This window comes from Flavobacterium sp. IMCC34852, assembly GCF_030643905.1.
Taxonomy (GTDB): domain Bacteria; phylum Bacteroidota; class Bacteroidia; order Flavobacteriales; family Flavobacteriaceae; genus Flavobacterium; species Flavobacterium rivulicola.
In genome coordinates, this window is sequence record NZ_CP121446.1 from 1738278 (window position 1) to 1760524 (window position 22247).

Genomic DNA, 22247 nt, shown 5'->3' on the forward strand with positions numbered 1-22247 from the left:
TTATATTTTCTGTTAAAGATAAAAATTCTTGCGAGTCGTGAACGTGAACTTACCACAAAACTCGCAATTACGAGAAACAGCTGTTAGGCGTTCGGCTTTTTTATTCAAATTCAATTGGTTCAATATCTACTTTCCAGCCTTTATTTGTCGCTATACTAATGTTACATTTTTCAGTCCCTGGATTTCCTCCAATATAAACGGTCTTTCGAAACATCTTGTTATTATGTAAAGATTCAAAGAACAGATTTAATTGCTTATCATTTAATTGGTTTGAACGTAAAAAAATTGACATTAGTTTTTTGTTATTACTCACATTTAAACTTTTTAGCTGGTTATTTTCACAAGATAAATTTTCAAGTAAAGTGTTATTACTAACATCTAAACTTTTAAGTTTATTCCAAGTACAATTTAATAAAGTTAATTCAGTATTTTTTCTAACATCAATATTATTCAATTTGTTCTTTAGAACGTCTAATGTTTCTAATTTTGGACAATTACTTATATTCAAACTTGTTATTTGGTTGTTGAAACAAACTAAACCTTTAATAGTATTTAGTTTACTACCATTTATTGTTATAGTGTGGTTTATTCTGTCGGAATAACTATTCTTAAAATATATAGGTAAAGACCATAAATCATTAGAGTTTATTGTCGTTCCGTTTCCCCAATTAATTTTTGCACTTCCCCAAGAACCTGATAAGCCAATTTCTAAACTATCAACTTTATTTGTGGTCATTGTCATTTGAGTTTTATATTCTTCTTTACAAGAAATAAATAAAACTGTAAGAATTATGAAAAAAAGATTTTTGTAAATATTTTTCAATTTGTTATTTTTTTCAGTTCGCACGTAAGCTGACGCCTAACTAATAGATAAGAATGTTATAAAACTCAATCATTCCTTATCTCCCAAATTTAACCAATTCCCCACCACCAATCAATCCCCATCAATGGGTAATTTAAATCAAGTTATCAACATAAATTTCTTACGATTAGCCTGTTTTGAGTTGGTTTAAGGGTAAATATACTTTTGTAAAACTTACTGCCTTTACGGTTTTCATCATTATGCATTAGAATCCCCTTGTGCATACTTTTTCATTTTGAAAATTATGCACACGATAAAAGTGCATACTTTTTCGTTTTGAAAATTATGCACACAATACAAGTGCATACTTTTTCGTTTTGAAAATTATGCACACAATAAAAGTGCATACTTTTCAGTTGTGAAAAACATGCACTTGCTATTATGAGTGTTCAGTAGGCAGTGTTCAGTGAAATAACTAATAAATTAAAACATCTTTTACTTTGTGACCTTTGCGGTTAAATTCAGTGTTCAGTAGGCAGTGTTCAGTGGTCAGTGAGCAGTTATCTTCCTTATCCCTTTTCCCTTTTCCCTTTTTTTAATTAAGCACAGATTCCTTCGGCAGTTGCTTCGCTCGTTTGTAAATTCGAGCAGTCGGGTTATTCTGCGTTAGTATTTTTTAAAATTGCTTTTCAAATGACTCTCCGTTAAAGCTATAAACTCCTCCTTCTGCCATTCCAAAAAGCAAACGGTTATTATGGTCTTTATAGATAGTCCAAACCATTTTCGATTTGAGATTATTGTCTATAATATAATTGGTCAAAGTCTTCCCGTCATATTGCCAAGCTCCGGTATCTCTATCGCCAAACCATATATTACCTTTAGAATCTTCTTCAATAGCAAAAACGTGTTCCATTGTACCCGGTTGTGATTTATCGCCTCGTCTGGTACTTGTTGGATGAATTAAATGATGTTTTTCAGAAAAATTAATTATTGTTTCCCCTTCTTTTAGTAAAACACCTATCCCGTTATTTCCTATCCAAATGCGTCCTTTTGAATCGGCTAATACACTTCTTATATGCAAAAGTTCATTCTCTTTGAGTTTTAAATTTTCATGGTCAAAGCTATTGACCTTTTTGCCATCATAATTGAACAGTGCTCCATAAGTGGCAATCCAAACTTTGCCGTCTTTAGCTTTGGATATATCCGTTACACCATACACATTATCAGTATCATGATTATTGGGTTTTGGAAAAATCAGATAGTGCATATCCTTTCCGTCAAAACGATTTATTCCGTCTCTTTCACCAGCATTAAACCATAAATCTCCATGGGTTTCATTCCAGTCATATTTTGGTTTGTTGATATTTGTGGCATAATGGGTAACCTTTCCTTTGTCATATACGCTTACCCCTTTTGCCGTTCCAAACCAAATTTTTCCATTCTTGTCTTCTTCAATGGAACGGATTTGATTGTCTAATAAACCATTATTGATTGTAAAATAGTCAAATGTTTTCCCGTCATATTTGCTTATGCCTTCCTCATGACTTCCAAACCAATAGTTGCCTTTACTGTCTTGAAAGATAGCTCGTATTCCGGAAGTAAATTGTAAAGTATCTGTTTTTGAAGTGCTTACTAATTCAGATTTACTTACTTCTTTTTCGGTTGATTTCTGATTAACGCAAGAAAGGTTTAGCGTCAACAGGAGTAGTGGGTTTATCAAACTAAAGTATTTTTTCATGGCTGTATTTATTTTAAAAACTTTTCAAAAGAATGACCATTAAATTGATAAACCCCAGCGTTATGACTGCCAAGCCAAAGCACCCCTTTGTTGTCTTTGTAGATTGTAAAAAGCAATACAGTGGTTTTGTCCTCTTGGATAGGGTAGTGAATGAGTTCTTTTCCGTCGTATTTCCAAACCCCTTCTTCATAAGTGGCCATCCATAGGTTGCCTTCGTTATCCTCGGTTATGGATAGAAAAAAGGGAAATGCTTTTTTATTTTTTTCGTCCAAATACCCAATGCCGTCTTCTTTTTGGAAGTCTGTATTAATAGTACTATTCGGTTTTAAATTGTACCGAAAACGGGTATTATTAATCCAAAACATGCCCTCTTTATCTTCAAAGATGGCACGAGTTCCAAAATCGCCCCCATTGGGTGTGGTCTGTAATTGCTCTTCATAATGCCAACTCAGCGTTTTGCCATCATATCGGCACACCCCTAAGCTTGCTGTTCCGAACCACATCAATCCTTTACGGTCTTTGTAGATGGTATAAAGTCCATAGGGTCTTATGCCGGTATTGGGATATTTCCGGTAAAAGGCCTCTTCTTCAGGAGATTTTGGAAATTTTAAGAGGTGTAAAAATGTTCCGTCAAATCGATACACGCCATTATTGGTAGACCCAATTCTGAACCATAAATCAGCAGGTTCTAAAACCCAATCATTCGAAGGGGAATCGGGGTTGGCTATGGGCAAGGTTTTGAAAGTTTGACCATCAAATTGACTAACCCCTCGCTCGGTTTCAATGTAAATATGGCCCTCTGAATCTTCTTGAAAACCCCGTATAGCATTGCTAACCAAACCCTCTTTTGTAGTGAAGTGTTTTACATGTTGTCCATCATAATAAAATACACCATTCTCTTTACTTCCGAACCAATAATTGGATTGCTTGTCTTGATAAATAGCCCAAATTGTTTGATCAACTTGAGCAACAGTTACCCCGATTTCAATTTTCTTCTCTTCCGGTTGAATAGCCTTATTTTGCCCATTACAAGAAGTGAAAGTGGCGAAGAAACTAATAAGAGAAAGGTAGCGTAGTGTCGTCTTTATTTTATTCATTTTTTACTCTCGTGGAATGAAGCATGTCTAATTTCCAGCTGTTTTCTGTTAAAATGGCGGTGGCACTTTCCAGCCAATACGCTTTTCTGATTATTTTATTATCAACCGTAAATACCGCATGGTTTTTATAGGCAATCCATGCCGTTCCATTGGAGACTTTCACATCAATAATTTCAATGGAGTTCACTCGGGTAGGCTTAGGTTTTTTAAGGACCGCTTTGTCTAAATATTTGGCAATAGTGTCATTATTCCACACTTCGCCATTTTCCAAAAGCAGAAAATCTTTGGTGTAATATTTATCTATGTTTTTAGAATTTAATTCAGACCATATTTCGTCAAAAGATTTAATAATTAATTCTTTTAACTGTGATTCTTCAGTTTTGATGGCGTTTTGTCCGAAGGATAGTGCTGTGAAACAGAGCCCCAAAATGATAGTATTGATTTTTTTCATTTTTCTTTTAAAAATTGCGTTAGGTTTTTGAATGCTCCGATTTGTTTTAAAATTACTGCTAATGGGTTGTTACAAACTGCTGTTAGCGGTTCGTACTACTGTTTGTAGGCATTGCTTCTATTACGTGTATTTCGTTTCCATCAGGGTCTTTAATCTCGATAGTTTTCGCACCGTTGGGCATTCTGTCAATAATTGGGTGCTTGTAATTGCCTGATTTGTAATCGCTGCTCACTTCCATAAGCCTCTTAAGAAAAGCATCCATAGAATTTACCATAAAACCCAGGTGTACAAAACCTACATATTTTGGTTCCGAAGGTACTTCACTGGTATCTTTAGTGGTGACATTGAGCCACTGTGATAAATGGAGTTCAGTACCATCACCAAATTTCAACCATTTTACATCGTATAGAGGGCTTGGAGGAAAGGGATACGGTATAGTGTCTGCCTCAAAGACTTGAGTGTAAAAAGCTACACTACTTTCCAAATTCTTTACATCTAATAAAGTATGGTTATACCAGACAGTACTTTTTTGTGCACTCGAAAAGGATGTGATAAAAAAAAGGAATAAAAGGGGAAAAGACTTTATCATTGCTTTATATTTTGATTAAAAAATTGCGTTAGGTTTTTGAATGCTCCGACTATTATCCCAAACTGCTGTTGGTGGTAGTTATTTTGAGTAATTTGAGTAAGTTATCAAATCCGCGCCATAGGCCACTGCTATCTTTTACTTCGTAAATTTGGTAACTTTTATTATTAAATAAATGATATGTGTCTTGTGAAGAACACCAACCGGTATGATTACTTCTTAATTCTATTTCAAATTCTCTAAATAGCTCAATTTGTGCTTTTGTTAAAGTATATCTTTTGCCATTGTATTCAGCAACAATTTTGTTGTTAACCTTTGAAAGATTGAATTTTACTGGTTTATCGAACGTACTGAAACAACCTTCATGGAAAAATTCTAAAAGCAAATTTTCTCCATTCTTTAATTCATCTATAAGTAGAACATTTTTATTTGATTCATAGTCTAGGTAGTCTAAACAAAGTTCTACTTTTTTTAATTCTGGTTCATTTATAGTCAATTGTACAGTGTTTTTTTGGTTGTAAATTGTCACATACTCAATGTAATATTTACCGTATTCCAAATTTAAAATAATGAAATTGTTACTTAGTATTTCATATTCTTCAATTGTTTTAATTTTACTGCTATTTTCCTCTTTTTTAAATAGTTTAAATTTGTTTTTAGGAATGTGTCTATTATCATATTTACAGTAGACAGGAATAATCTTCAATCTTCCAGTTTTAGTTGTTTCATTCTTAGAACAACTTCCAAACATTAATATCAAAATGATTATTAAAAATCTCATACGTTTTTTTTAAATGGATATTGTCGGTTTGCAAAGTTCCCACACAATTACCGCTAACGTGCCGCTGCTAACCGACTGTTGCGAAGCCAGCGAACTGCGTACTGTCTGCTAAGATAAACTTTTTACGTAAAAAAAAGAGTATAAGTCAAGAGTATCTTGCAATAGCGGTTAACGGCTGTTGTGCGATCGGCAATATCGAAGCAATTTAGTTCAGTTCAAAATATTCTTTTTCACTCCATTCTAATTGATTGGGTAATTTTTGGTTGCTAAATTCAATATGAATTACTCTTCGTCTTTCGTTATTTGTTGTTTTGCTTGATGCATGAAAAATTAGAGGTTTCATAATCATTATTCCGCCTTTTTCAACTTCGCAAATTGATTCTGTTTCGTTTTCAATTACTATGTTTTCAGTTCTTACAATTCCTTTTGCGTGAGATTTATTAAGAACTTTTAACGCACCGTTGTCTTTTGTTGTTTTGTCAAGATGTATTCTTATTGTGAAATTTTGTTCTAAAATTTCTTTAGGCGGTTGAACCGCAAATTGATTTTGTTTATTTGTCCAATTTTCAAAATTCTCTGTTTCAACTTTTTTGTCGACAGAAATAGTTAAATCTTGATGATAAGCTACAAACCAATTTGATTTTTCCGGTTTGTCAAAATAAATTGATTTTGTTATAAAATAACCTTCTCCAAAGATTGACTTTATGATTTCTTTCAAATTATGATTGAAAATATATTTTAGAGTTGCTGGAATTTCTTTGTGAAATTGACGAATAGCAAATAAATCCTCGGATTTTCTAAAAGTAGCATTTCTGTTTTCTGTTTCAGTAACTTTTTCTATTTCTGAAATGATTTTTTCAATTTCATTTTCAGAATAAACATTATCAATAATTGCAAAGCCTTCAGAATCTATTTCATTTATATATTTCATTTTTCAGCTTATTTTCTCTTGTAGAATATGGTTGTCAACTGCTGTTATGAGCTGGTTTGGTGAATTCAAGCTTAAATTAAGAATAATAAAACTCAAACTCGTTTTAGTAATTCAGCGACTGTTGCTACAAATCCAATCAATAAAATAATTAATGCGCCATATAGTCTATAATCTGAAAGAAAATGGTAATACTCATTTTCTTCCTCTGCCTTTTTTCTATTTGAAATTATCCACTTACTTATAAGAAACCCAATCACAATGGAAACAATAATATAAAAAATTAGTGTTTTTGTGCTTTCATCTTGAATATACTTTACTAATAGCATTCTTGAAGGTTTTAGCGATTTTTGTGAACTAGCGCATAACGGTTTGGTGTAAAAGAAGTAGCGGATTTTGAACAGTTAAACTCTCCGTAACAAACGAAGATAGAAAACGAAATTCAGTTTCCGCCACAACTTAAACCGCTATTTTTTTTACACCGTGTTATCGGCTGCCCTTCTTACAGTCAGCCAGTGTTGTATTTCAGTTACAAATAACTCAGCCACCATTTGTCTTTATTATTTGATTTATAGGTCATATATTTTTTACAAAGCGGATAGAGAAGTAAGACAACACTAATCCAAATTACATAAACGATGAAAAGTGAATATCCATAAGTTTTGAGGGTTTCACTCATAAAGCTTTTACCTGTTACAATCATATCCTGCCAATTGCCACCAAAAATTAAAATACCAATAATTGCCAAAATGTGGATTACCAACATATGTAAAAAATAATAGAATAATGGCACTCTTCCGAAGACCAAAAAGAAATCTGTTATCTTATTTTTTATATTTTCAAAGGCATATAAAAATAACATTGCAGGTCCAAGTGTAATACAAAGAAACAACAGAGAAGGTGGGTACTTTGTGACCTTAAAAAAAGATAGGATTGATTTAGTGGTTGTATCTTGAACTGACCAAGGCATTAAATCGCCATATACATTAAATCCTCTTAAAATAACAAAAAGAAAAAGAGACCCTAAGCCTAATCTAAACAGCCATTTTTTGCGAAGTGAAACGTCAAAATCTTTTTTATAAAATGAACCAAACAAGTAACCCAATGCCATTAGTCCAATCCAAGGAATAAGTGGATAATGCAAAATAACCAAATGATTTGAACCATAGACTAACGCATTATCTTGGTGTAAAAAGTACCAAATAATGGATTGAAAACTTTGTCCTTGCATTACTATATTATCCAAAGCATTATGCCCTGCAATTAGAATAATACCTACAAGCAAAATCACTTTTCTGGGAAGGTAAATAAGAAATGAAAGACATATCATACTAAATCCTATTGCAAAAATCACTTGAAATATTTGAAGGCTATAAGTAACATCAAATGTCCAAATAAATGTATTAACCACTATTTCAAGAAAAATGAGCCAAATACCACGAGTAAAAAGAAATTTAAAAAGTGCTGGCTTTGATTTGTTACTCCCATAGAGAAAGGCAGAAGTCCCCGACAAGAATACAAAAACAGGTGCACAGAAATTGGTAATAAAACGAGTAAAAAATAGCAACGGGGTTGTAGTCTGCAAATTTGTTGGGTCAATAAAAAATGAGCCATAATGAAAATAATCTCTAACGTGGTCTAATGCCATTATAACCATTACAACGCCTCGTAAGATGTCTATTGATTCTATTCTGGGTTTATTGAGTGCTGTCATAATTCAGTTATAAGAGGTTTTGGTTATTGCAAATTATATTGCTCATTTTCGTAGTGTGTCGCCATAGGGTTGCCGATAACGTTTCGCCGCTAACCGACTGTTGCGAAGCCAGCGAACTGGGTACTGTCAGCTAAGATAATAGTTTTACGTGAAAAACAGACGTGAAACCACGAAAATCCAGCAATAGCGGTTAACGGCTGTTAGCGGTTGTTTCCTAATCAATATTTAATTTTTTGAGAATACTTTGGAACAGAATCTTTTTTACAGTTATCTTCTTCCAATAGTTCATCGAAATTTAATATTAAAACTTTAGTTGCAACTGAGTCTTTTGATTTTCTTCCCTGAATAGTGTCATAAACTTCTATGAAGACATACTTATCATTAAAGTATTGTAACTTATGGATTTTGTTAGGGTAAAGTTTATCGACTTTGCAATCAATCTGCTGTGTGTTAATTAAATCTCTTGGAACAAGCAATATTACGTGAAACATTATAAAAACCTTTCCTAAGAAAAACAACCAAAATCCTAACACTGGATATGATAGCATGTAGTGTCCGTAACCGCCTTCACGTGGTTCTTCAAATTTCAAAGAAGCATATCTAATAAAGATTACAAATGATAGAATTAAGAAACCTACTATTGCGAGAAATAACATCCACAGATTTTGACTAGTATTGTTATCATCTAAATTTCGACCAGCATATATTGTCAATAAGTAGAAAGCACCAAAGCAAAAGGTAAAAGTAAGAACATCTCCCAAGAGAACAGAAATTTCTTCACCAATTTTAATTGTCTTATATGGTTTCTTTGGAGGATCAATGATATATAATCCCGCTAAAAAAATGATTCCCATTATTACAACAAAAGAAAAAATAACAACTAAAATGCCATCAGCAATTATTTGGCTAACAGAAAAAAAACGAATTAGAGGAAGTTTAATACTGATTAATTCTAACGCCTGCCAAATTCCTCCAAGAGTTGCGGGGATTACAACAAGAGAACTCAGGTAATTGTGGAAAAAGTTTAGTAGCTTACGGAAAAAGGTTTTAAATGCTTTTTTTCTTCTTTCGCGTTCTTCAAAATAAAATGTCAAATCTTCTTGAGTTTGTTCCATGTAAAATAAATAAATTAAATTCAGCATTTCGATCTCTGGATGCTGAATGGCCAAGAAATAACCGCTAACGTGCCGATAAGTATGATTATCATCAGCTATGTTTTCAAATTTAACCAATTTCCCACCACCAACCAATCCCCATCAATAGGGATTTTACCTTAAGTTATTAACATAAAATTCTTATAAATACGCCATTAAAAGCTAATATTCATACAGCTGTTGCGTCATATCAACGTCATAGTAACGTCATAGTAACGTCATGGTAATGTCATGAAAGCATTTAAGGCGGTTTGGGGAGTAATGGGGAATCAGTGATTGGTGTTCAGTGTTCAGTGTTCAGTATTCAGTATTCAGTGTTCAGTATTCAGCGCTCTGTGTATCTCCAATTTTCTCCGTGAATCTCTGTGTAACTAAACAACTCCTCAAAAAAAAAACCACTCACTTTCGCGAATGGTTTTACTTCGTACTTCGTACTTTTCACTTCGTACTTAATTATGAATCGCATCACAACAATGGTGCTCCATAAAACTCTCGGTTTCTTCGTGCCATGGGAAGGCCGCGTTGTATTTGCTGTTTTCCCAATAGAATTTTTTACGGGCTTTAGGCTCGTTGCCTTCTTCGTTCATCGTTTCGGAGTTGTACATTCTGCCGTTGGCTATGGTATAAAGCAGCGTGGCCGAGTTCTGAATATCGTCTAAAGGATTTTTGTCTAAGACTAAAATGTCGGCCAATTTACCGGCTTCCAGTGAACCAATGTCTTTACCGGCACCAATATAGTTGGCGGCGTTGATGGTGGCGGTTTTTAAGGTTTCTAAGTTGCTCATACCACCTTGGTTGATGCTCCACAATTCCCAGTGGGCACCCAAACCTTGTAATTGTCCGTGTGCTCCCATATTGACTTTCACACCATTATCAGCCATTTTTTTGGCGGTTTGTGAAGTCAGGATATGGTCGTTTTGGTATTCTTCCTCAGGCGCCATCGTACGGAAACGCGAGCGCGAATCGATGATGCTTCTTGGGGTGAATTGCAATAGTTTTTTGTTTTCGTATACGTTGGTTTTTTGGTACCAATAATACTCGGCATTCAAGCCACCATAGTTTACAATAAGCGTAGGCGTGTAACCCACACCGCTTTTGCCCCAAACTTCTAACACATCTTTATACACCGGCGTTACCGGAATATTGTGTTCCACTCCGGTATGACCGTCAATGACCATCGTCATGTTGTGGAAGAAATTCGAACCGCCTTCGGGTACTACATTAATGCCTTCTTCACGAGCGGCTTGTAATACTTGCTGGCGTTGGTCACGACGCGGTTGGTTATAACTCTTCACTGATAATGCCCCAAAAGCTTTGGTGCGTTTGATAGACGAACGCGCATCGTCAAGTCCGTTTACAACCGCTTTAAAATCGCCATCGGCACCGTATAAAATAAAACCGGTTGAATAAATTCTGGGCCCAACAATAGCACCGCTTTTTACCATTTCTGAAAGGGTAAATATCGATTCGGTATTGGAAGACGGATCATGTGAAGTGGTGACCCCAAAAGCCAAATTAGCATAAAACTGCCAGTTTTGTTGGGTCGTCAATCCGTAACGGAAAGCACCTACGTGGGCATGGGCATCGACCATACCCGGCATTAATGTTTTGCCGCTTAAATCGTATACTCTGGCATCGGCAGGAACCGTAACTTCACCGGCATTTCCAACCGCTTCAATGCGGTTTTGGTTAACAATGACAGTTCCTTTTTCAATCACTTTATCGCCATTCATGGTAATGATACGAGCGTTGGTTAACGCTAGTTTTCCTTTGGGTTTATCGACTTTAGAAGTCAAACCAATTTTAATTCCGGTATCGGTTGGTTTCTCTACTTTCTCAGGTGAACCCGGTAAAAAAGTAAAGCGGTCTTTTAATTCGTTGGTGTAATAAGTATCACCCAAAGTCCACATTACTTTTTGGCTGTTGGTAGCCCAATGCAAATTAATTCCGGCATCTTTAGACAATTCCGAAACCGGTACGGCTGTCGATTTATTGTCTAAATCACTTTCTTGCCCGTTCATGTTCAAAGGGGCTACATAGGCTTTGTGCAAGTGCATAAAAGCAATCCATTGGTTGTCGGGACTCGGCACTAATCTATTAGCATATTTCGATTTGATGTGGGTTCTTTCGTCTTTGCCATTCAAATCCACACTTTTCAATTCTTTGGTCAAGTTCCCGAAAAACACGCCTCCGGTTTGGTAGAAAATGCGGTTGCCGTCTTTGGTAAACAAAGGATATTCTCCACTCGAACCAATAAACTTACTTTTCCCGCCACTGCTGCTCATAGTATAAATTCCCGGTTTTTTAGAGAAAGCCATACCTTGGTCGAGGTTGCCGTCTTCTTTGCGGTACACTATGGTTTTTCCGTCAGGCGATAGGGAAGGCGTTCTGTAAATGCCTTTTTCAGAAGTCAGTTTCACCGAGTTTTTCCCGTCTAAACCAATTCTGCGAATGCTGCCCAATTCGGTATCGTTCCAGGTTACATAAACGATGCTTTTGCTGTCGGAGGTAAAAGTCGGTTCGGCTTCAAAGTCGGTGCCGTTGGTCAAACGTTTAGGTGTTCCGTTAGGTAAAGCTTTCGTCCAAAGGTAACCTAAAGCTCTAAACGCAAGTGTTTTTCCGTCAGGCGAAGTCACGGCATCGCGTATCATTTTTACGGTGAAATCAGTATCTGAAATCGGGGTGTTAAAATGCACTCGGTCTGCCACCTCAATCGATACCTCTGCCGAAAAAGGAATGTTGGTTACCGTTGAAGACTTGGTATTGATTTTATTGATTTTGCCACCAAACCATATTACGATATCTTCATTATTAGGCATCCAATTGAAGTTAGGATACACGCCAAATAAGGCCCAAGCGGTTTGTTGGTCTTTGTCGAGTTTGTCAAACACCGGCCATTCTTCACCGGTTTCTAAATCGTGTAAGTACAAAACGGTACTGGTTCCGATTCGCTTAATGAAAGCCAATAGCTTACCGTCAGGCGACACTTGCGGACGCGCTGCACCGCCCGGACCACCGGTGATGGTTTCTAATTTTCCGGTTTCGAATTCGTAGCGCTTGATGACATAAATTTCGTTATGCGGATCTTTATTATATTGAAAGTAACCACCCGGATACATGTCTTCGCTAAAGTACAAATACTTACCATCTCTAGAAATATTGGGCTCGTTAACGTCTTGTTGGTCGTTTTTGCGTTTGGTAAGTTGTACACCGCTACCGCCACTGATGTGATATTGCCACATTTCTCCGGCACCGGCAGAACGTTGAGAGGTAAAGTTTTTTCTGCCCACGATATAATTTCCGTCGGGCATCCAAGCCGGATTGCTCATTAGGCGAAAATCTTCTTTCGAAACCTGTTTGGCATTGGTCCCATCGGCATTCATTACCCAAAGGTTATCACCGCCACCGGCATCACTGGTAAAGGCAATTTTCTTCCCATCGGCACTAAAACGGGGTTGTATTTCAAACGGAATTCCGGAACGCAACACTTTGGCTTTGCCACCGGCAATCGGCATACTGTAAATATCGCCCAACATATCAAAAACGATAGTTGTACCATCCGGACTAACATCAAGGTTCATCCAAGTACCTTCGGTAGTCGTGAAGTTTTGGGTTTTGTAGTTGAAACTGTCACCGGGTTTGGCAACATCCCATTTTGGGGTTTCCGTTTTTTCTTGAGCGTTAGCAAAGGTAAAAGTCAACGCAATCAGTGAAAGAGTTATTTTTTTGAATATCATAAGTTGAAGTGTGTTTGTCAAAAGTGGGACTAGGGAAGAAGGATAAGGGAAAAGTTTCTTTCTTTTCCCTTTAGACTTATCCCTTATTAAGTTTACTGTTCTTATATCCGTAAATAAAGTAGAAGAATAACCCAATAACCAACCAAATCCCAAACCACTGCCAGTTAGAAACCGCCATTCCGGTTAGTAAATAACAGCAAGAGATGAGTCCGAGTAATGGTATGAGCGATAAGTTTTTAAGGAAAGCCAATACCGCCATTACAATACATAGTATTATAAACACTACCATTGGCGCATTCTCAGCAAAAAAGTTATCGGAATAGCTAAAAGTATTCGGGAAGAAAGTCGGTAAAAAGTATTGTACCGCACCAAAAGCACCCAAACAAATTAAAGGGAAAATGTACTTCGAATTGATATACGGAATTCGGAATTTACCTTTAGTCGCGCGTTCGGCCAATTCGGCTTCGCTTTGTGGAGACAACATTAATACACCGCCACAAACCAATACGAAGGCAAACAAAGTTCCGATGCTCGTAAAGTCGAGGACAAAGTTTTCATCCGTAAAGAAAATCGGAATCCCCACAACCAATCCGGTTACTATGGTTGCGAATCCGGGTGTTTTGTGTTTAGGATGTATTTCGGCAAATTTCTTGGGCATTAATCCGTCACGACTCATGGTCATCCAAATTCGAGGTTGTCCCATTTGGAAAACTAACATTACACTAGTCATAGCCACTACAGCCGCAATCGAAACAATGAACAACATCCATTTTACGCCTTTTAGCGCAAAGATTTCAGCCAATGGATCGCTTACACCGAGTAAGTCGTATTTTACCATACCGGTTAAAACCAAAGCTAAAATGATATAAACAATTGTACAAATTACCAACGAATAAATCATCCCGCGTGGTAAATCGCGTTGTGGGTTTTTGCTTTCTTCGGCTAAAGTCGATACAGCATCAAAACCAATATAAGCAAAGAACACAGCCGAAACACCGGCCATTACACCGCCAAAACCATTCGGCATAAACGGCGTCCAATTGTCGATATCCACATACATGGCGCCAACAATAATGACCAAAAGAATGATGGCTAATTTGATGTACACCATGGCATTACTGAAGTTTTTAGATTCTTTGGTGCCTTTGTAAACCAAATAGGTTATCAGCACATTAATCACTACTGCGGGTAAATCAAAAATGATTCTCAGTCCGCCAAGCGTTGGAGCCGTATTCCAAGCGGTTAAGCCTTCTCCGGGTTTGTTGGCCAGCAAAGCATCTTGGGCCGATTTGTAGTTTATGGTCAGCCATTCGGGTAAATGCAAATGGAAGCTTTCGAGTAAGTTGGTGAAATAACCACTCCAGGAAAAAGCAATGTAAATGTTTCCGATAGAGTATTCCATCAATAGCGCCCAACCGATTATCCAGGCAAACAATTCGCCAAAAGACACATAGGCATAAGTGTAAGCACTGCCTGAAACCGGTACACGGGAGGCAAATTCGGCATAGCACATAGCAGTGAAACCGCAGGCAATCGCACAAATGATGTACAAGAAAACCACACCCGGACCGCCTGAAAAGCAAGCATTACCAATAGCGCTAAAGGTTCCGCCACCAATGATGGCCGCTATACCGAAGAAGGTTAAATCTTTTACAGTAAGTACTTTATTTAAACCCGAATGTTCTCCGTCGCCACCTTCTTTAAGAATTACTGACGTCGATTTTTTTCGGAACAGATTGGATAATGACATGGTTTTATCAAGGTTATGTTAAGTAAAAAACAAATATAAGATAAGATAACAAAAATCATGTTTTTAATCTGAATTTTTAAATACGTTTGTCTTGAATTTTGGTCAAAGTATGAGATGTTAACCCATTTAAAAAATATAATCAAAGGTGCTTTTTTTAATGCTAGTAACAGAGTACTTTTGCACCACGAAAAAAAATAACATTTAAACCATACACATTATGTCATTAGTAGGTAAAAAATTCCCCAACATTACTGTAGATGCCATCTCTCACAAGGGAGAAAATCTGAGAATCAACGTGCTTGAAGAAGCCACCAAAAACAACAAGAAAGTACTTTTATTTTGGTACCCGAAAGACTTTACTTTCGTATGTCCGACGGAATTACACGCTTTTCAAACTGCTTTAGTTGAGTTCGAAAACAGAAATACTATCGTAATCGGTGCTTCTTGTGATACCAATGAAGTGCACTTTGCTTGGTTAAATACGGCTAAAAATAACGGCGGAATTGAAGGAATAACTTATCCGTTATTGGCTGATACCACCAGAAATTTATCCGCTGCTTTAGATATTTTAGACGCGGAATGGGTTTATGATGCCGAGTTGAACGATGAAATATTAGAAGGTTCCAATGTGACTTTCAGAGCGACTTACCTAATTGACGAAACTGGTAAAATTTTCCACGAAAGTGTAAACGATATGCCATTAGGAAGAAACGTAAACGAGTATTTGAGATTAATTGATGCTTATGCGCATGTACAAACTGTTGGTGAAGTTTGTCCGGCCAACTGGCAAAAAGGAGAAGACGCTATGACTGCTGACCGTTTAAGTACTGCTGCTTATTTAAGTCAAAACTAGTTAGCCATTGAATGATAACAAAAACGTCCCGATTATCGGGACGTTTTTTTATGGTGTGAAGACTGTTTTGTAATTATCCCAATAGCGCCAAATTAAGAACAGATTCCCTAAGAAAAGGGCTGCTGCAATCGGCAATTTTTCGGGTGACATGAAATAATTGATTAATAAGATATTCAACGTAACCGGCAAAACAACAATATTCGCCAAAGTTACATATCTACCTATGACAAATGCCAAACCGCATAACAATTCAACTCCTTTGGCTAAAGGAATCAAATAAACAGAAGCTACTAAACCGGTGTTGAAAGCTTTAAAATTTCCGGTGGCTTCGGTTTCGGGTGCTAATTTCAAAAAGAAACTGATTGAGGCAAACAATAAAAATAATCCAATAAGTACTCGAATAATAAGGGTAGCGATTTTCATAAATGTTGAAGTTTTTTGGTTGGTCTATCAAAGTTAAACAAAAAAATACCAAAAGCCAAACTAATGGTATTTATTTAAAAGTCAATTGACTAAGGTCTATTTCTTAATAAATCGCTTGTATCCGAGATAGCCTAAACCTCCAATTAAAATCAATGCCCAAAGTTGGGTCACAAAAGCAATAATTCCCTCTAACATAAACCAGCCTGTTTTTAAACTGTCCCAAATTTGCAAACCAATATGCGGTCGATAGGCATTGCTGTTTTTCTCGTTGAATACCAATTCCTTTTTCACCGTTTCTCTTTGGTACAAATACAAAGTCACCGTGCTGAAATTTACCTGATCTTCTAACGATAAATTTTTAATGATTTGCTCATCGCTTTCGGTTTCGCGGTCGAGCACTTTGTCCTCGGCGTTGGTAATGTCGTTGATCTTTTTGCCTTTGGAATCAATGCCTTTTTCCAAACGTTGCTGGCTTTTGGTCAACCGTTTTTGCGCCAGTTTATTCGATAACAATTGCAAAGCCACATCATCCGCTTTGATCAATCGACTGTCGAGGAAATCAACTTCTTTCGCTAAGGAAGTCAATACCGTGTCCAATTGCGTATTCGGAACGCGAAGGGTAATGGTGTTGTCAACGGTATATTTGGTCGTTTCCAAAATGCTGTCCTGACTTACCTGAGTTTCGTCGTGTTCGTTGACCGTGCTTTTTAAATCAGTAAAAGTGACAAAACCACCGTGTTTGCTAACGATGCTTTCAATGGCATAAGTCGATTTGGCTACGTTTTTAACCTTGAATTTTAAATCGGCTGTTCGGACAAACTTTCGGTTAGATTCTTTTTTTTCAACCGCAGCGTTAGAAGAAGTGCTTACAGCAGTTGTGTCGGCGGCAACATTCATTTCTGTTGCGGTATTATCTTCCGCTTCCGCTTGTTTGCACGCAAAGGCAATTCCTAATAGTAGTAATGCCAAACTTAGTTTTGATAAGTGTTTCATGTTTCATTCATTTTAATTAGTTATTAATAGTTACAATTCCAATACGTATTATTTTTTGAGCAGGTCGGAGTAGTTTTCTATCAATAGCTTTAAATGAATTACTGGTTAAACGTTATTTTTAGTCCTACTAAAAAGCGTGCCAAATTTTCGCCTTTGTTCGTTCGTTCCGAGAATTATTTTTATCGTAATTTTGAAAGCCATTAAAAAAAGTTTCCTTGAGAACTATTATTACCCAAAGAATTGAACAGATCGATACTTTTAAGAGCCAATTATTGGCTTGGTCACAACAGTTTCGAGAAGTAGTTTTTTTGGATTCCAATGATTATCAGCAAAAGTATTCAAGCTATGATTGTGTCTTAGCTGTTGATGCTTTTACTTCAATAAAAACAGACCATCACAACGCTTTTGAAGAGGTAAAACAATACCAACAACAAACCAAAGATTGGTTGTTCGGTTATTTGTCTTATGATTTAAAAAATGATACGGAAGCCTTGCAATCCAATAATTTTGACGGTTTAGATTTTCCGGATTTATTTTTTTTTCAACCCAAAAAATTATTTTTGTTAAAAGGCGATGAAGTAAGCATTCATTACCTCCGAATGTGTGATGATGAAATGGAATCTGATATCGAAGAAATCCTAACTTACCAACAACCGACAACCGACAACCGACAACCCAAAATAGAACAACGCATCTCCAAAGAAAGCTACATCGCCAAAGTCACCGAAATGCTTTCCCACATTCACCGCGGCGATATTTACGAAGCCAATTTTTGTATGGAGTTTTATGCCGAAAACGCTAAGATTGACACGTTAGCCATATATCAAAAACTAAATAACATCTCGCATCCGCCATTTGCCGCTTATTTTAAAAACAACCACCAATATTTGCTTTGCGCTTCACCCGAACGTTATTTGCGTAAAGAAGCTGATAAAGTTATTTCCCAACCCATAAAAGGCACAGCCAAGCGTTATGCGGAAAAAGATTTAGACGAAAAATCAAAAACCGATTTGGCCCAAAACCCAAAAGAACGCTCGGAAAACATTATGATAGTCGATTTAGTCCGAAACGATTTATCACACACCGCCACCAAAGGTTCGGTTGCCGTAGAAGAGCTTTGTGGTATTTATTCTTTTGAGCAAGTGCATCAAATGATTTCGACTTTGGTTTCGACTGTTGATCATTCAATGTCGCCTGTAGAAATCCTCCGAACGACTTTCCCTATGGGCAGCATGACAGGTGCACCCAAAATCTCCGCCATGAAAATCATCGAAGAACTGGAAGAAACCAAACGCGGTTTATACAGCGGTGCCGTTGGCTATTTTACCCCAAATAACGATTTCGATTTCAATGTCGTTATCCGAAGCATTTTATACAATTCCAAAAACGAATATTTGTCTTTTTCCGTTGGTAGCGCCATTACTTCGCAAGCAGTTCCTGAACAAGAGTACGAAGAGTGTTTGCTGAAAGCCAAAGCGATGTTTGAGGTTTTGAGTTAAGGGATAAGGGAAAAGGGAAAAGTTTTAAATTTAGAGATATGACAAGTTATAGAGATTTAATTGTTTGGCAGAAATCGATGAGTTTGGTAACATTGATTTATAAATTGGTTGCTGACTTACCGGTGAATGAAAAGTATGGATTGATTCCACAAATTAAGAGAAGTGCGATTTCTATTCCTTCCAATATTGCTGAAGGTTACGGAAGAAATTATAGAAAAGATTATTCGAGATTTTTACAAATTGCTCGTGGTTCATTATTTGAAAACCAAACTCAATTGGAAATAGCTGTTAATTTAGATTTTGTAAAGGTTAATGATTTAGAAGAAATCAAAGAACTTTCCGTTGAAGTCGAAAAAATGTTAAATTCGTTGATTAAAAAGCTAGAGGAATAACTTATCCCTTTTCCCTAATCCCTTTTGACTTAAAATATGCTATCAAAATTCCAAAACCACATCGATACAAACCTTCCTTTTCTAAAGGGAAAGAAATTGCTATTAGCTACAAGCGGTGGTATTGACAGCATGGTTTTGGTAAATCTTTGTTGTCAATCTAAACTTGATTTTGCCGTAGCACATTGTAATTTCCAATTGCGTGGAGAAGAAAGTAACGAAGACGAAAATTTTGTAAAATCTCAAGCAGAAAAATTACAAATTCCAATATTCATTCAAAGATTCGACACCAAAGCTTTCGCCGAACAAAACAAGCTTTCCATTCAAGTGGTCGCTCGAAACCTTCGTTATGAGTGGTTTTACACACTTTTAGCCAACCATAATTTTGATTACATCCTAACGGCGCATCATCTCGATGACAGTTTGGAAACCTTTTTAATCAATTTTACACGTGGTTCAGGAATTGAGGGTTTGACGGGAATTCCCGAGCAAAACGATAAAATTGTTCGGCCTTTATTAGCCTTTTCGAGAAATGACATTGAAGCTTTCGCCAAAGAAAATCTAATCACTTGGCGTGAAGACAGTAGCAATGCCTCGGATAAATATTTGCGTAATAAATTGCGCCACGATGTGATTCCGATTCTGAAAGAACTGAATCCGAGTTTGTTGTCGTCTTTTGAAAATACGATTACGCATTTGAAACAAACCCAATCATTGGCACAAGATGCGGCTAATAATTTGTACCAAAAAGTAGTCAGTGAAGAAGAGAACCACACGGTTATTGACATACCCAACTTGCTTAAATACCGAAATTACAAAGCCTATTTGTTCGAATGGCTGCAACCTTTTGGCTTTGCCGATTGGTCTTCGGTTTATGATTTAATCAAGGCCCAATCCGGGAAGCAAGTTTTGTCAAACACGCACATTCTCTTGAAAAACAGGGATTCTTTGTTGTTATTCCCAAAGCAAAATACCACAAGCGATGAAATGTTTTGGATTCAAAAAGGGCAAACCGAAGTTAAAATTCCCTTAAAACTTAGCTTTTGTAACGTAAGTGACATTTCACTTCAATCAACTAATGTTATCTTTGTCGATGAAGATTTGTTACAATTTCCTTTAACGCTTCGCCGTTGGCAAGAAGGAGATATTTTTCAACCCTTTGGCATGACCGGGAAAAAGAAATTGAGCAAGTATTTCAAAGATGAAAAGTTCTCTTTGCCGGAGAAAGCCAATATTTGGTTGCTCTGTTCCGATGATAAAATCGTTTGGATAGTAGGGAAAAGACAAGATGAACGGTTTAAAATAACAGCAAACACAACTAAAATTTTAAAAATAAACTACACTAACTAATGAAGAAAGTACTATTTTTTCTTTTGAGTTTTTTGGCTTTCGCCAATGTCAATGCCCAAATCGTAAATCCCGTAAAATGGAGCAGTAAAGTTGAAAAAATCAGCGACACCGAATTCAATTTGGTGATGGAAGGAAAAATCGAAGACAATTGGCACGTATATTCCCAATTCACTCCGGAAGGCGGACCATTAGCGGCCGAATTCAAATTCAAAGACGCCAAAGGAAACTATGAGTTAGTAGGCAAAGTCAAAGAAAGTCCTTATAAAAAACAATACAACGATGTTTTTGAGGTTGACGAATATTACTTTGAAAAGAAAGTAACATTTATCCAAAAAGTAAAAATCTTAAATCCGAATCTGACAACTATAAAAGCCACGATTGATTACCAAGTTTGTAAAGAAGTTTGTATCAATCAGGACAATGCTTTTACTTTTTCGCTACCAAAAACAGTAACGGCAAACCCGGAAGCTGTGGTTGTCGGTGTTGATACAACTCAAGTTGACACAACACAAGTAGCAAAAGCAGAAGTTAAATCAACAACTACTGTTGAGGTTGCCCAACCAAAGGAAGCAGATGATAAAGGACTGTGGACGATTTTTATTTTTGCACTTCTTGGTGGTTTTGCAGCTACATTTACACCTTGTGTTTATCCAATGATTCCAATGACTGTGAGTTTCTTCCTGAAGCAATCAGATAACAAATCAAAGGGCAGATTTAATGCCATTTTCTATGGAGCTTGCATAGTTCTTATTTGTTTTGCCATAACCATTCCGTTTCATATTTTTGAGGGAATCAGCCGTGATATTTTCTCAGAGATTTCAACCAATGTCTATTTGAATATTTTTTTCTTTTTAATCTTTGTGATTTTTGCCATTTCTTTCTTTGGTGCTTTTGAAATTACAATGCCTTCCAGTTTGTCCAATAAAGTTGATAAGGCTTCAGATAAAGGTGGATTGATAGGGATATTCTTTATGGCTTTGACCTTGATTATCGTTTCGTTCTCATGTATCGGACCTGCTTTGGGCTTTGTTTTCGGAACTTCTTTAAATTCTGATGGTGGTGCACTAATTCTTTCTATCGCCATGTTAGGATTCGGATTCGGATTAGCATTACCATTTATGTTTTTTGCATTGACACCAAGTTTGTTGGGTAATATGCCAAAATCAGGTGGTTGGTTGAATACGGTTAAAGTTGTATTTGGATTTATTGAATTGGCTTTGGCCTTTAAATTTTTATCAAATGCTGATATCGGAATGGATTTGCATTTGTTACACAGAGAAGTATTCATAGCTATTTGGATTGCTGTTTTCGGTGCTTTAGCCTTGTACCTTTTTGGAAAAATGACTTTGCCTCATGATAGCCCATTATCACATCTATCAGTAGGAAGAATGCTTTTAGGAGTTACCTCTTTAGCTTTTACAGTATATTTAATTCCCGGACTTTGGGGTGCCCCGTTAAAACTAATCTCAGCTTTTCCACCACCAATGACTTATAGTGAAAGCCCACAAGGTTTTGGAAGCAAAACGACTGTTGAAAGCAATACTAAATTACCTGACGGAGCTGAATTAACTGTACATAATTTGGTTTCTTTTACCGATTATCAAACTGGAGTTGCCTATGCCAAAAAGGTCAATAAACCAATTATGATTGACTTTACTGGAAAACAATGTGTGAATTGCCGATTGATGGAAAATAATGTTTGGTCTGATGAAAAAGTATTGGAGATTTTAAAAAATGATTTAGTATTGATTTCGCTATATGGCGATGACAAAAAAGAGTTACCACAAGCTGAGCAATATGTTACCAAAGAAGGAAAAGAAATAACTACTGTTGGAAAAAAATGGAGTGAATTCCAAATTACCCGATTTAATAATAATTCCAGACCGCTATATGTTCTTTTAGATTTAAACGAAAAGGAACTGAATACTCCGGTGGCTTACACTCCAAACATCGACGAGTATTTAGCTTGGCTAAAAGACGGTGTTTCAAAATTTAAATAAGA

Annotated in this window: 19 protein-coding genes; 5 read left to right on the forward strand and 14 right to left on the reverse strand. The window is 36.4% G+C overall.

What is annotated here, in order from left to right; translation table 11 throughout:
• Positions 1 to 100 precede the first annotated feature (100 nt).
• From P7V56_RS07565 to P7V56_RS07620, 12 genes are all read right to left on the reverse strand, one after another.
• Positions 101 to 823 carry a leucine-rich repeat domain-containing protein gene (locus P7V56_RS07565; protein ID WP_171222538.1) on the reverse strand — a complete coding sequence of 241 codons (723 nt, stop codon included), beginning with the start codon at positions 821 to 823 and terminating at the stop codon, positions 101 to 103.
• A 655-nt stretch (positions 824 to 1478) separates the two neighbouring features.
• Positions 1479 to 2540: a ligand-binding sensor domain-containing protein gene (locus P7V56_RS07570; protein WP_171222539.1), complete on the reverse strand. Its 1062-nt coding sequence runs from the start codon at positions 2538 to 2540 to the stop codon at positions 1479 to 1481.
• An 8-nt stretch (positions 2541 to 2548) separates the two neighbouring features.
• Positions 2549 to 3637: a ligand-binding sensor domain-containing protein gene (locus P7V56_RS07575; RefSeq protein WP_171222540.1), complete on the reverse strand. Its 1089-nt coding sequence runs from the start codon at positions 3635 to 3637 to the stop codon at positions 2549 to 2551.
• The gene (locus P7V56_RS07580) at positions 3630 to 4088 is read right to left on the reverse strand and encodes a DUF4440 domain-containing protein (protein ID WP_171222541.1); all 459 of its coding nucleotides are present in this window, start codon (positions 4086 to 4088) and stop codon (positions 3630 to 3632) included. The genes P7V56_RS07575 and P7V56_RS07580 overlap by 8 nt, the downstream gene beginning before the upstream one ends.
• Before the next feature lie 82 nt (positions 4089 to 4170).
• A complete protein-coding gene (locus P7V56_RS07585) occupies positions 4171 to 4677 on the reverse strand; it encodes a VOC family protein (protein ID WP_262887775.1) in 507 nt (168 codons plus the stop codon).
• 52 nt (positions 4678 to 4729) lie between these two features.
• Positions 4730 to 5455 (reverse strand): hypothetical protein, encoded by a 726-nt coding sequence (locus P7V56_RS07590; protein WP_171222543.1) that lies wholly within the window; start codon positions 5453 to 5455, stop codon positions 4730 to 4732.
• 205 nt (positions 5456 to 5660) lie between these two features.
• Positions 5661 to 6386, reverse strand: a complete 726-nt coding sequence (locus P7V56_RS07595; protein WP_171222544.1) for a phytanoyl-CoA dioxygenase family protein — start codon at positions 6384 to 6386, stop codon at positions 5661 to 5663.
• Between the two features lie 92 nt (positions 6387 to 6478).
• Positions 6479 to 6712, reverse strand: a complete 234-nt coding sequence (locus tag P7V56_RS07600) for a hypothetical protein (protein WP_171222545.1) — start codon at positions 6710 to 6712, stop codon at positions 6479 to 6481.
• Positions 6713 to 6912: 200 nt separating this feature from the next.
• On the reverse strand, positions 6913 to 8097 hold the full coding sequence (locus tag P7V56_RS07605; RefSeq protein WP_171222546.1) for an acetyltransferase domain-containing protein: 1185 nt from the start codon (positions 8095 to 8097) through the stop codon (positions 6913 to 6915).
• 218 nt (positions 8098 to 8315) lie between these two features.
• A complete protein-coding gene (locus P7V56_RS07610; protein ID WP_171222547.1) occupies positions 8316 to 9212 on the reverse strand; it encodes a hypothetical protein in 897 nt (298 codons plus the stop codon).
• 488 nt (positions 9213 to 9700) lie between these two features.
• Positions 9701 to 12988, reverse strand: coding sequence for an amidohydrolase family protein (locus tag P7V56_RS07615; protein ID WP_171222548.1), 3288 nt, complete (start codon positions 12986 to 12988; stop codon positions 9701 to 9703).
• A gap of 76 nt (positions 12989 to 13064) precedes the next feature.
• The gene (locus P7V56_RS07620) at positions 13065 to 14738 is read right to left on the reverse strand and encodes an amino acid permease (protein WP_171222549.1); all 1674 of its coding nucleotides are present in this window, start codon (positions 14736 to 14738) and stop codon (positions 13065 to 13067) included.
• A 217-nt stretch (positions 14739 to 14955) separates the two neighbouring features.
• Here P7V56_RS07620 and P7V56_RS07625 point away from each other — a divergent pair, with 217 nt between their 5' ends.
• Positions 14956 to 15591 (forward strand): peroxiredoxin, encoded by a 636-nt coding sequence (locus tag P7V56_RS07625; RefSeq protein ID WP_171222550.1) that lies wholly within the window; start codon positions 14956 to 14958, stop codon positions 15589 to 15591.
• 48 nt (positions 15592 to 15639) lie between these two features.
• Here P7V56_RS07625 and P7V56_RS07630 read toward each other — a convergent pair whose 3' ends face one another.
• Both P7V56_RS07630 and P7V56_RS07635 read right to left on the reverse strand, forming a co-directional pair.
• Positions 15640 to 16014 (reverse strand): DoxX family membrane protein, encoded by a 375-nt coding sequence (locus P7V56_RS07630; protein ID WP_171222551.1) that lies wholly within the window; start codon positions 16012 to 16014, stop codon positions 15640 to 15642.
• A 96-nt stretch (positions 16015 to 16110) separates the two neighbouring features.
• On the reverse strand, positions 16111 to 17007 hold the full coding sequence (locus P7V56_RS07635; protein WP_171222552.1) for a DUF4349 domain-containing protein: 897 nt from the start codon (positions 17005 to 17007) through the stop codon (positions 16111 to 16113).
• A gap of 215 nt (positions 17008 to 17222) precedes the next feature.
• Here P7V56_RS07635 and P7V56_RS07640 point away from each other — a divergent pair, with 215 nt between their 5' ends.
• Genes P7V56_RS07640 through P7V56_RS07655 form a run of 4 tightly spaced genes read left to right on the forward strand, consistent with a single transcriptional unit; the run spans position 17223 to position 22245 of the window.
• Positions 17223 to 18506: an anthranilate synthase component I family protein gene (locus P7V56_RS07640; protein ID WP_171222553.1), complete on the forward strand. Its 1284-nt coding sequence runs from the start codon at positions 17223 to 17225 to the stop codon at positions 18504 to 18506.
• A 38-nt stretch (positions 18507 to 18544) separates the two neighbouring features.
• Entirely contained in the window at positions 18545 to 18898 is a 354-nt protein-coding gene (locus tag P7V56_RS07645; protein WP_171222554.1) for a four helix bundle protein, read from the forward strand.
• Between the two features lie 36 nt (positions 18899 to 18934).
• Complete coding sequence (gene tilS / locus P7V56_RS07650; RefSeq protein ID WP_171222555.1) at positions 18935 to 20245, forward strand: tRNA lysidine(34) synthetase TilS; 1311 nt, start codon at positions 18935 to 18937, stop codon at positions 20243 to 20245.
• Complete coding sequence (locus P7V56_RS07655; RefSeq protein WP_171222556.1) at positions 20245 to 22245, forward strand: protein-disulfide reductase DsbD family protein; 2001 nt, start codon at positions 20245 to 20247, stop codon at positions 22243 to 22245. Before tilS ends, P7V56_RS07655 begins: the two co-directional genes overlap by 1 nt.
• The last annotated feature ends 2 nt before the right edge of the window (positions 22246 to 22247 follow it).

What these genes read in the sequence shown, in the direction of transcription:
- P7V56_RS07595 (WP_171222544.1), bottom strand. Translation starts at nt 6,386, where the DNA reads ATGAAATATATAAATGAAATAGATTCTGAAGGCTTTGCAATTATTGAT.
- P7V56_RS07635 (WP_171222552.1), bottom strand. Translation starts at nt 17,007, where the DNA reads ATGAAACACTTATCAAAACTAAGTTTGGCATTACTACTATTAGGAATT.
- P7V56_RS07605 (WP_171222546.1), bottom strand. Translation starts at nt 8,097, where the DNA reads ATGACAGCACTCAATAAACCCAGAATAGAATCAATAGACATCTTACGA.
- P7V56_RS07580 (WP_171222541.1), bottom strand. Translation starts at nt 4,088, where the DNA reads ATGAAAAAAATCAATACTATCATTTTGGGGCTCTGTTTCACAGCACTA.
- P7V56_RS07590 (WP_171222543.1), bottom strand. Translation starts at nt 5,455, where the DNA reads ATGAGATTTTTAATAATCATTTTGATATTAATGTTTGGAAGTTGTTCT.
- P7V56_RS07610 (WP_171222547.1), bottom strand. Translation starts at nt 9,212, where the DNA reads ATGGAACAAACTCAAGAAGATTTGACATTTTATTTTGAAGAACGCGAA.
- P7V56_RS07645 (WP_171222554.1), top strand. Translation starts at nt 18,545, where the DNA reads ATGACAAGTTATAGAGATTTAATTGTTTGGCAGAAATCGATGAGTTTG.
- P7V56_RS07615 (WP_171222548.1), bottom strand. Translation starts at nt 12,988, where the DNA reads ATGATATTCAAAAAAATAACTCTTTCACTGATTGCGTTGACTTTTACC.
- tilS (WP_171222555.1), top strand. Translation starts at nt 18,935, where the DNA reads ATGCTATCAAAATTCCAAAACCACATCGATACAAACCTTCCTTTTCTA.
- P7V56_RS07625 (WP_171222550.1), top strand. Translation starts at nt 14,956, where the DNA reads ATGTCATTAGTAGGTAAAAAATTCCCCAACATTACTGTAGATGCCATC.
- P7V56_RS07585 (WP_262887775.1), bottom strand. Translation starts at nt 4,677, where the DNA reads ATGATAAAGTCTTTTCCCCTTTTATTCCTTTTTTTTATCACATCCTTT.
- P7V56_RS07600 (WP_171222545.1), bottom strand. Translation starts at nt 6,712, where the DNA reads ATGCTATTAGTAAAGTATATTCAAGATGAAAGCACAAAAACACTAATT.
- P7V56_RS07655 (WP_171222556.1), top strand. Translation starts at nt 20,245, where the DNA reads ATGAAGAAAGTACTATTTTTTCTTTTGAGTTTTTTGGCTTTCGCCAAT.
- P7V56_RS07575 (WP_171222540.1), bottom strand. Translation starts at nt 3,637, where the DNA reads ATGAATAAAATAAAGACGACACTACGCTACCTTTCTCTTATTAGTTTC.
- P7V56_RS07620 (WP_171222549.1), bottom strand. Translation starts at nt 14,738, where the DNA reads ATGTCATTATCCAATCTGTTCCGAAAAAAATCGACGTCAGTAATTCTT.
- P7V56_RS07630 (WP_171222551.1), bottom strand. Translation starts at nt 16,014, where the DNA reads ATGAAAATCGCTACCCTTATTATTCGAGTACTTATTGGATTATTTTTA.
- P7V56_RS07570 (WP_171222539.1), bottom strand. Translation starts at nt 2,540, where the DNA reads ATGAAAAAATACTTTAGTTTGATAAACCCACTACTCCTGTTGACGCTA.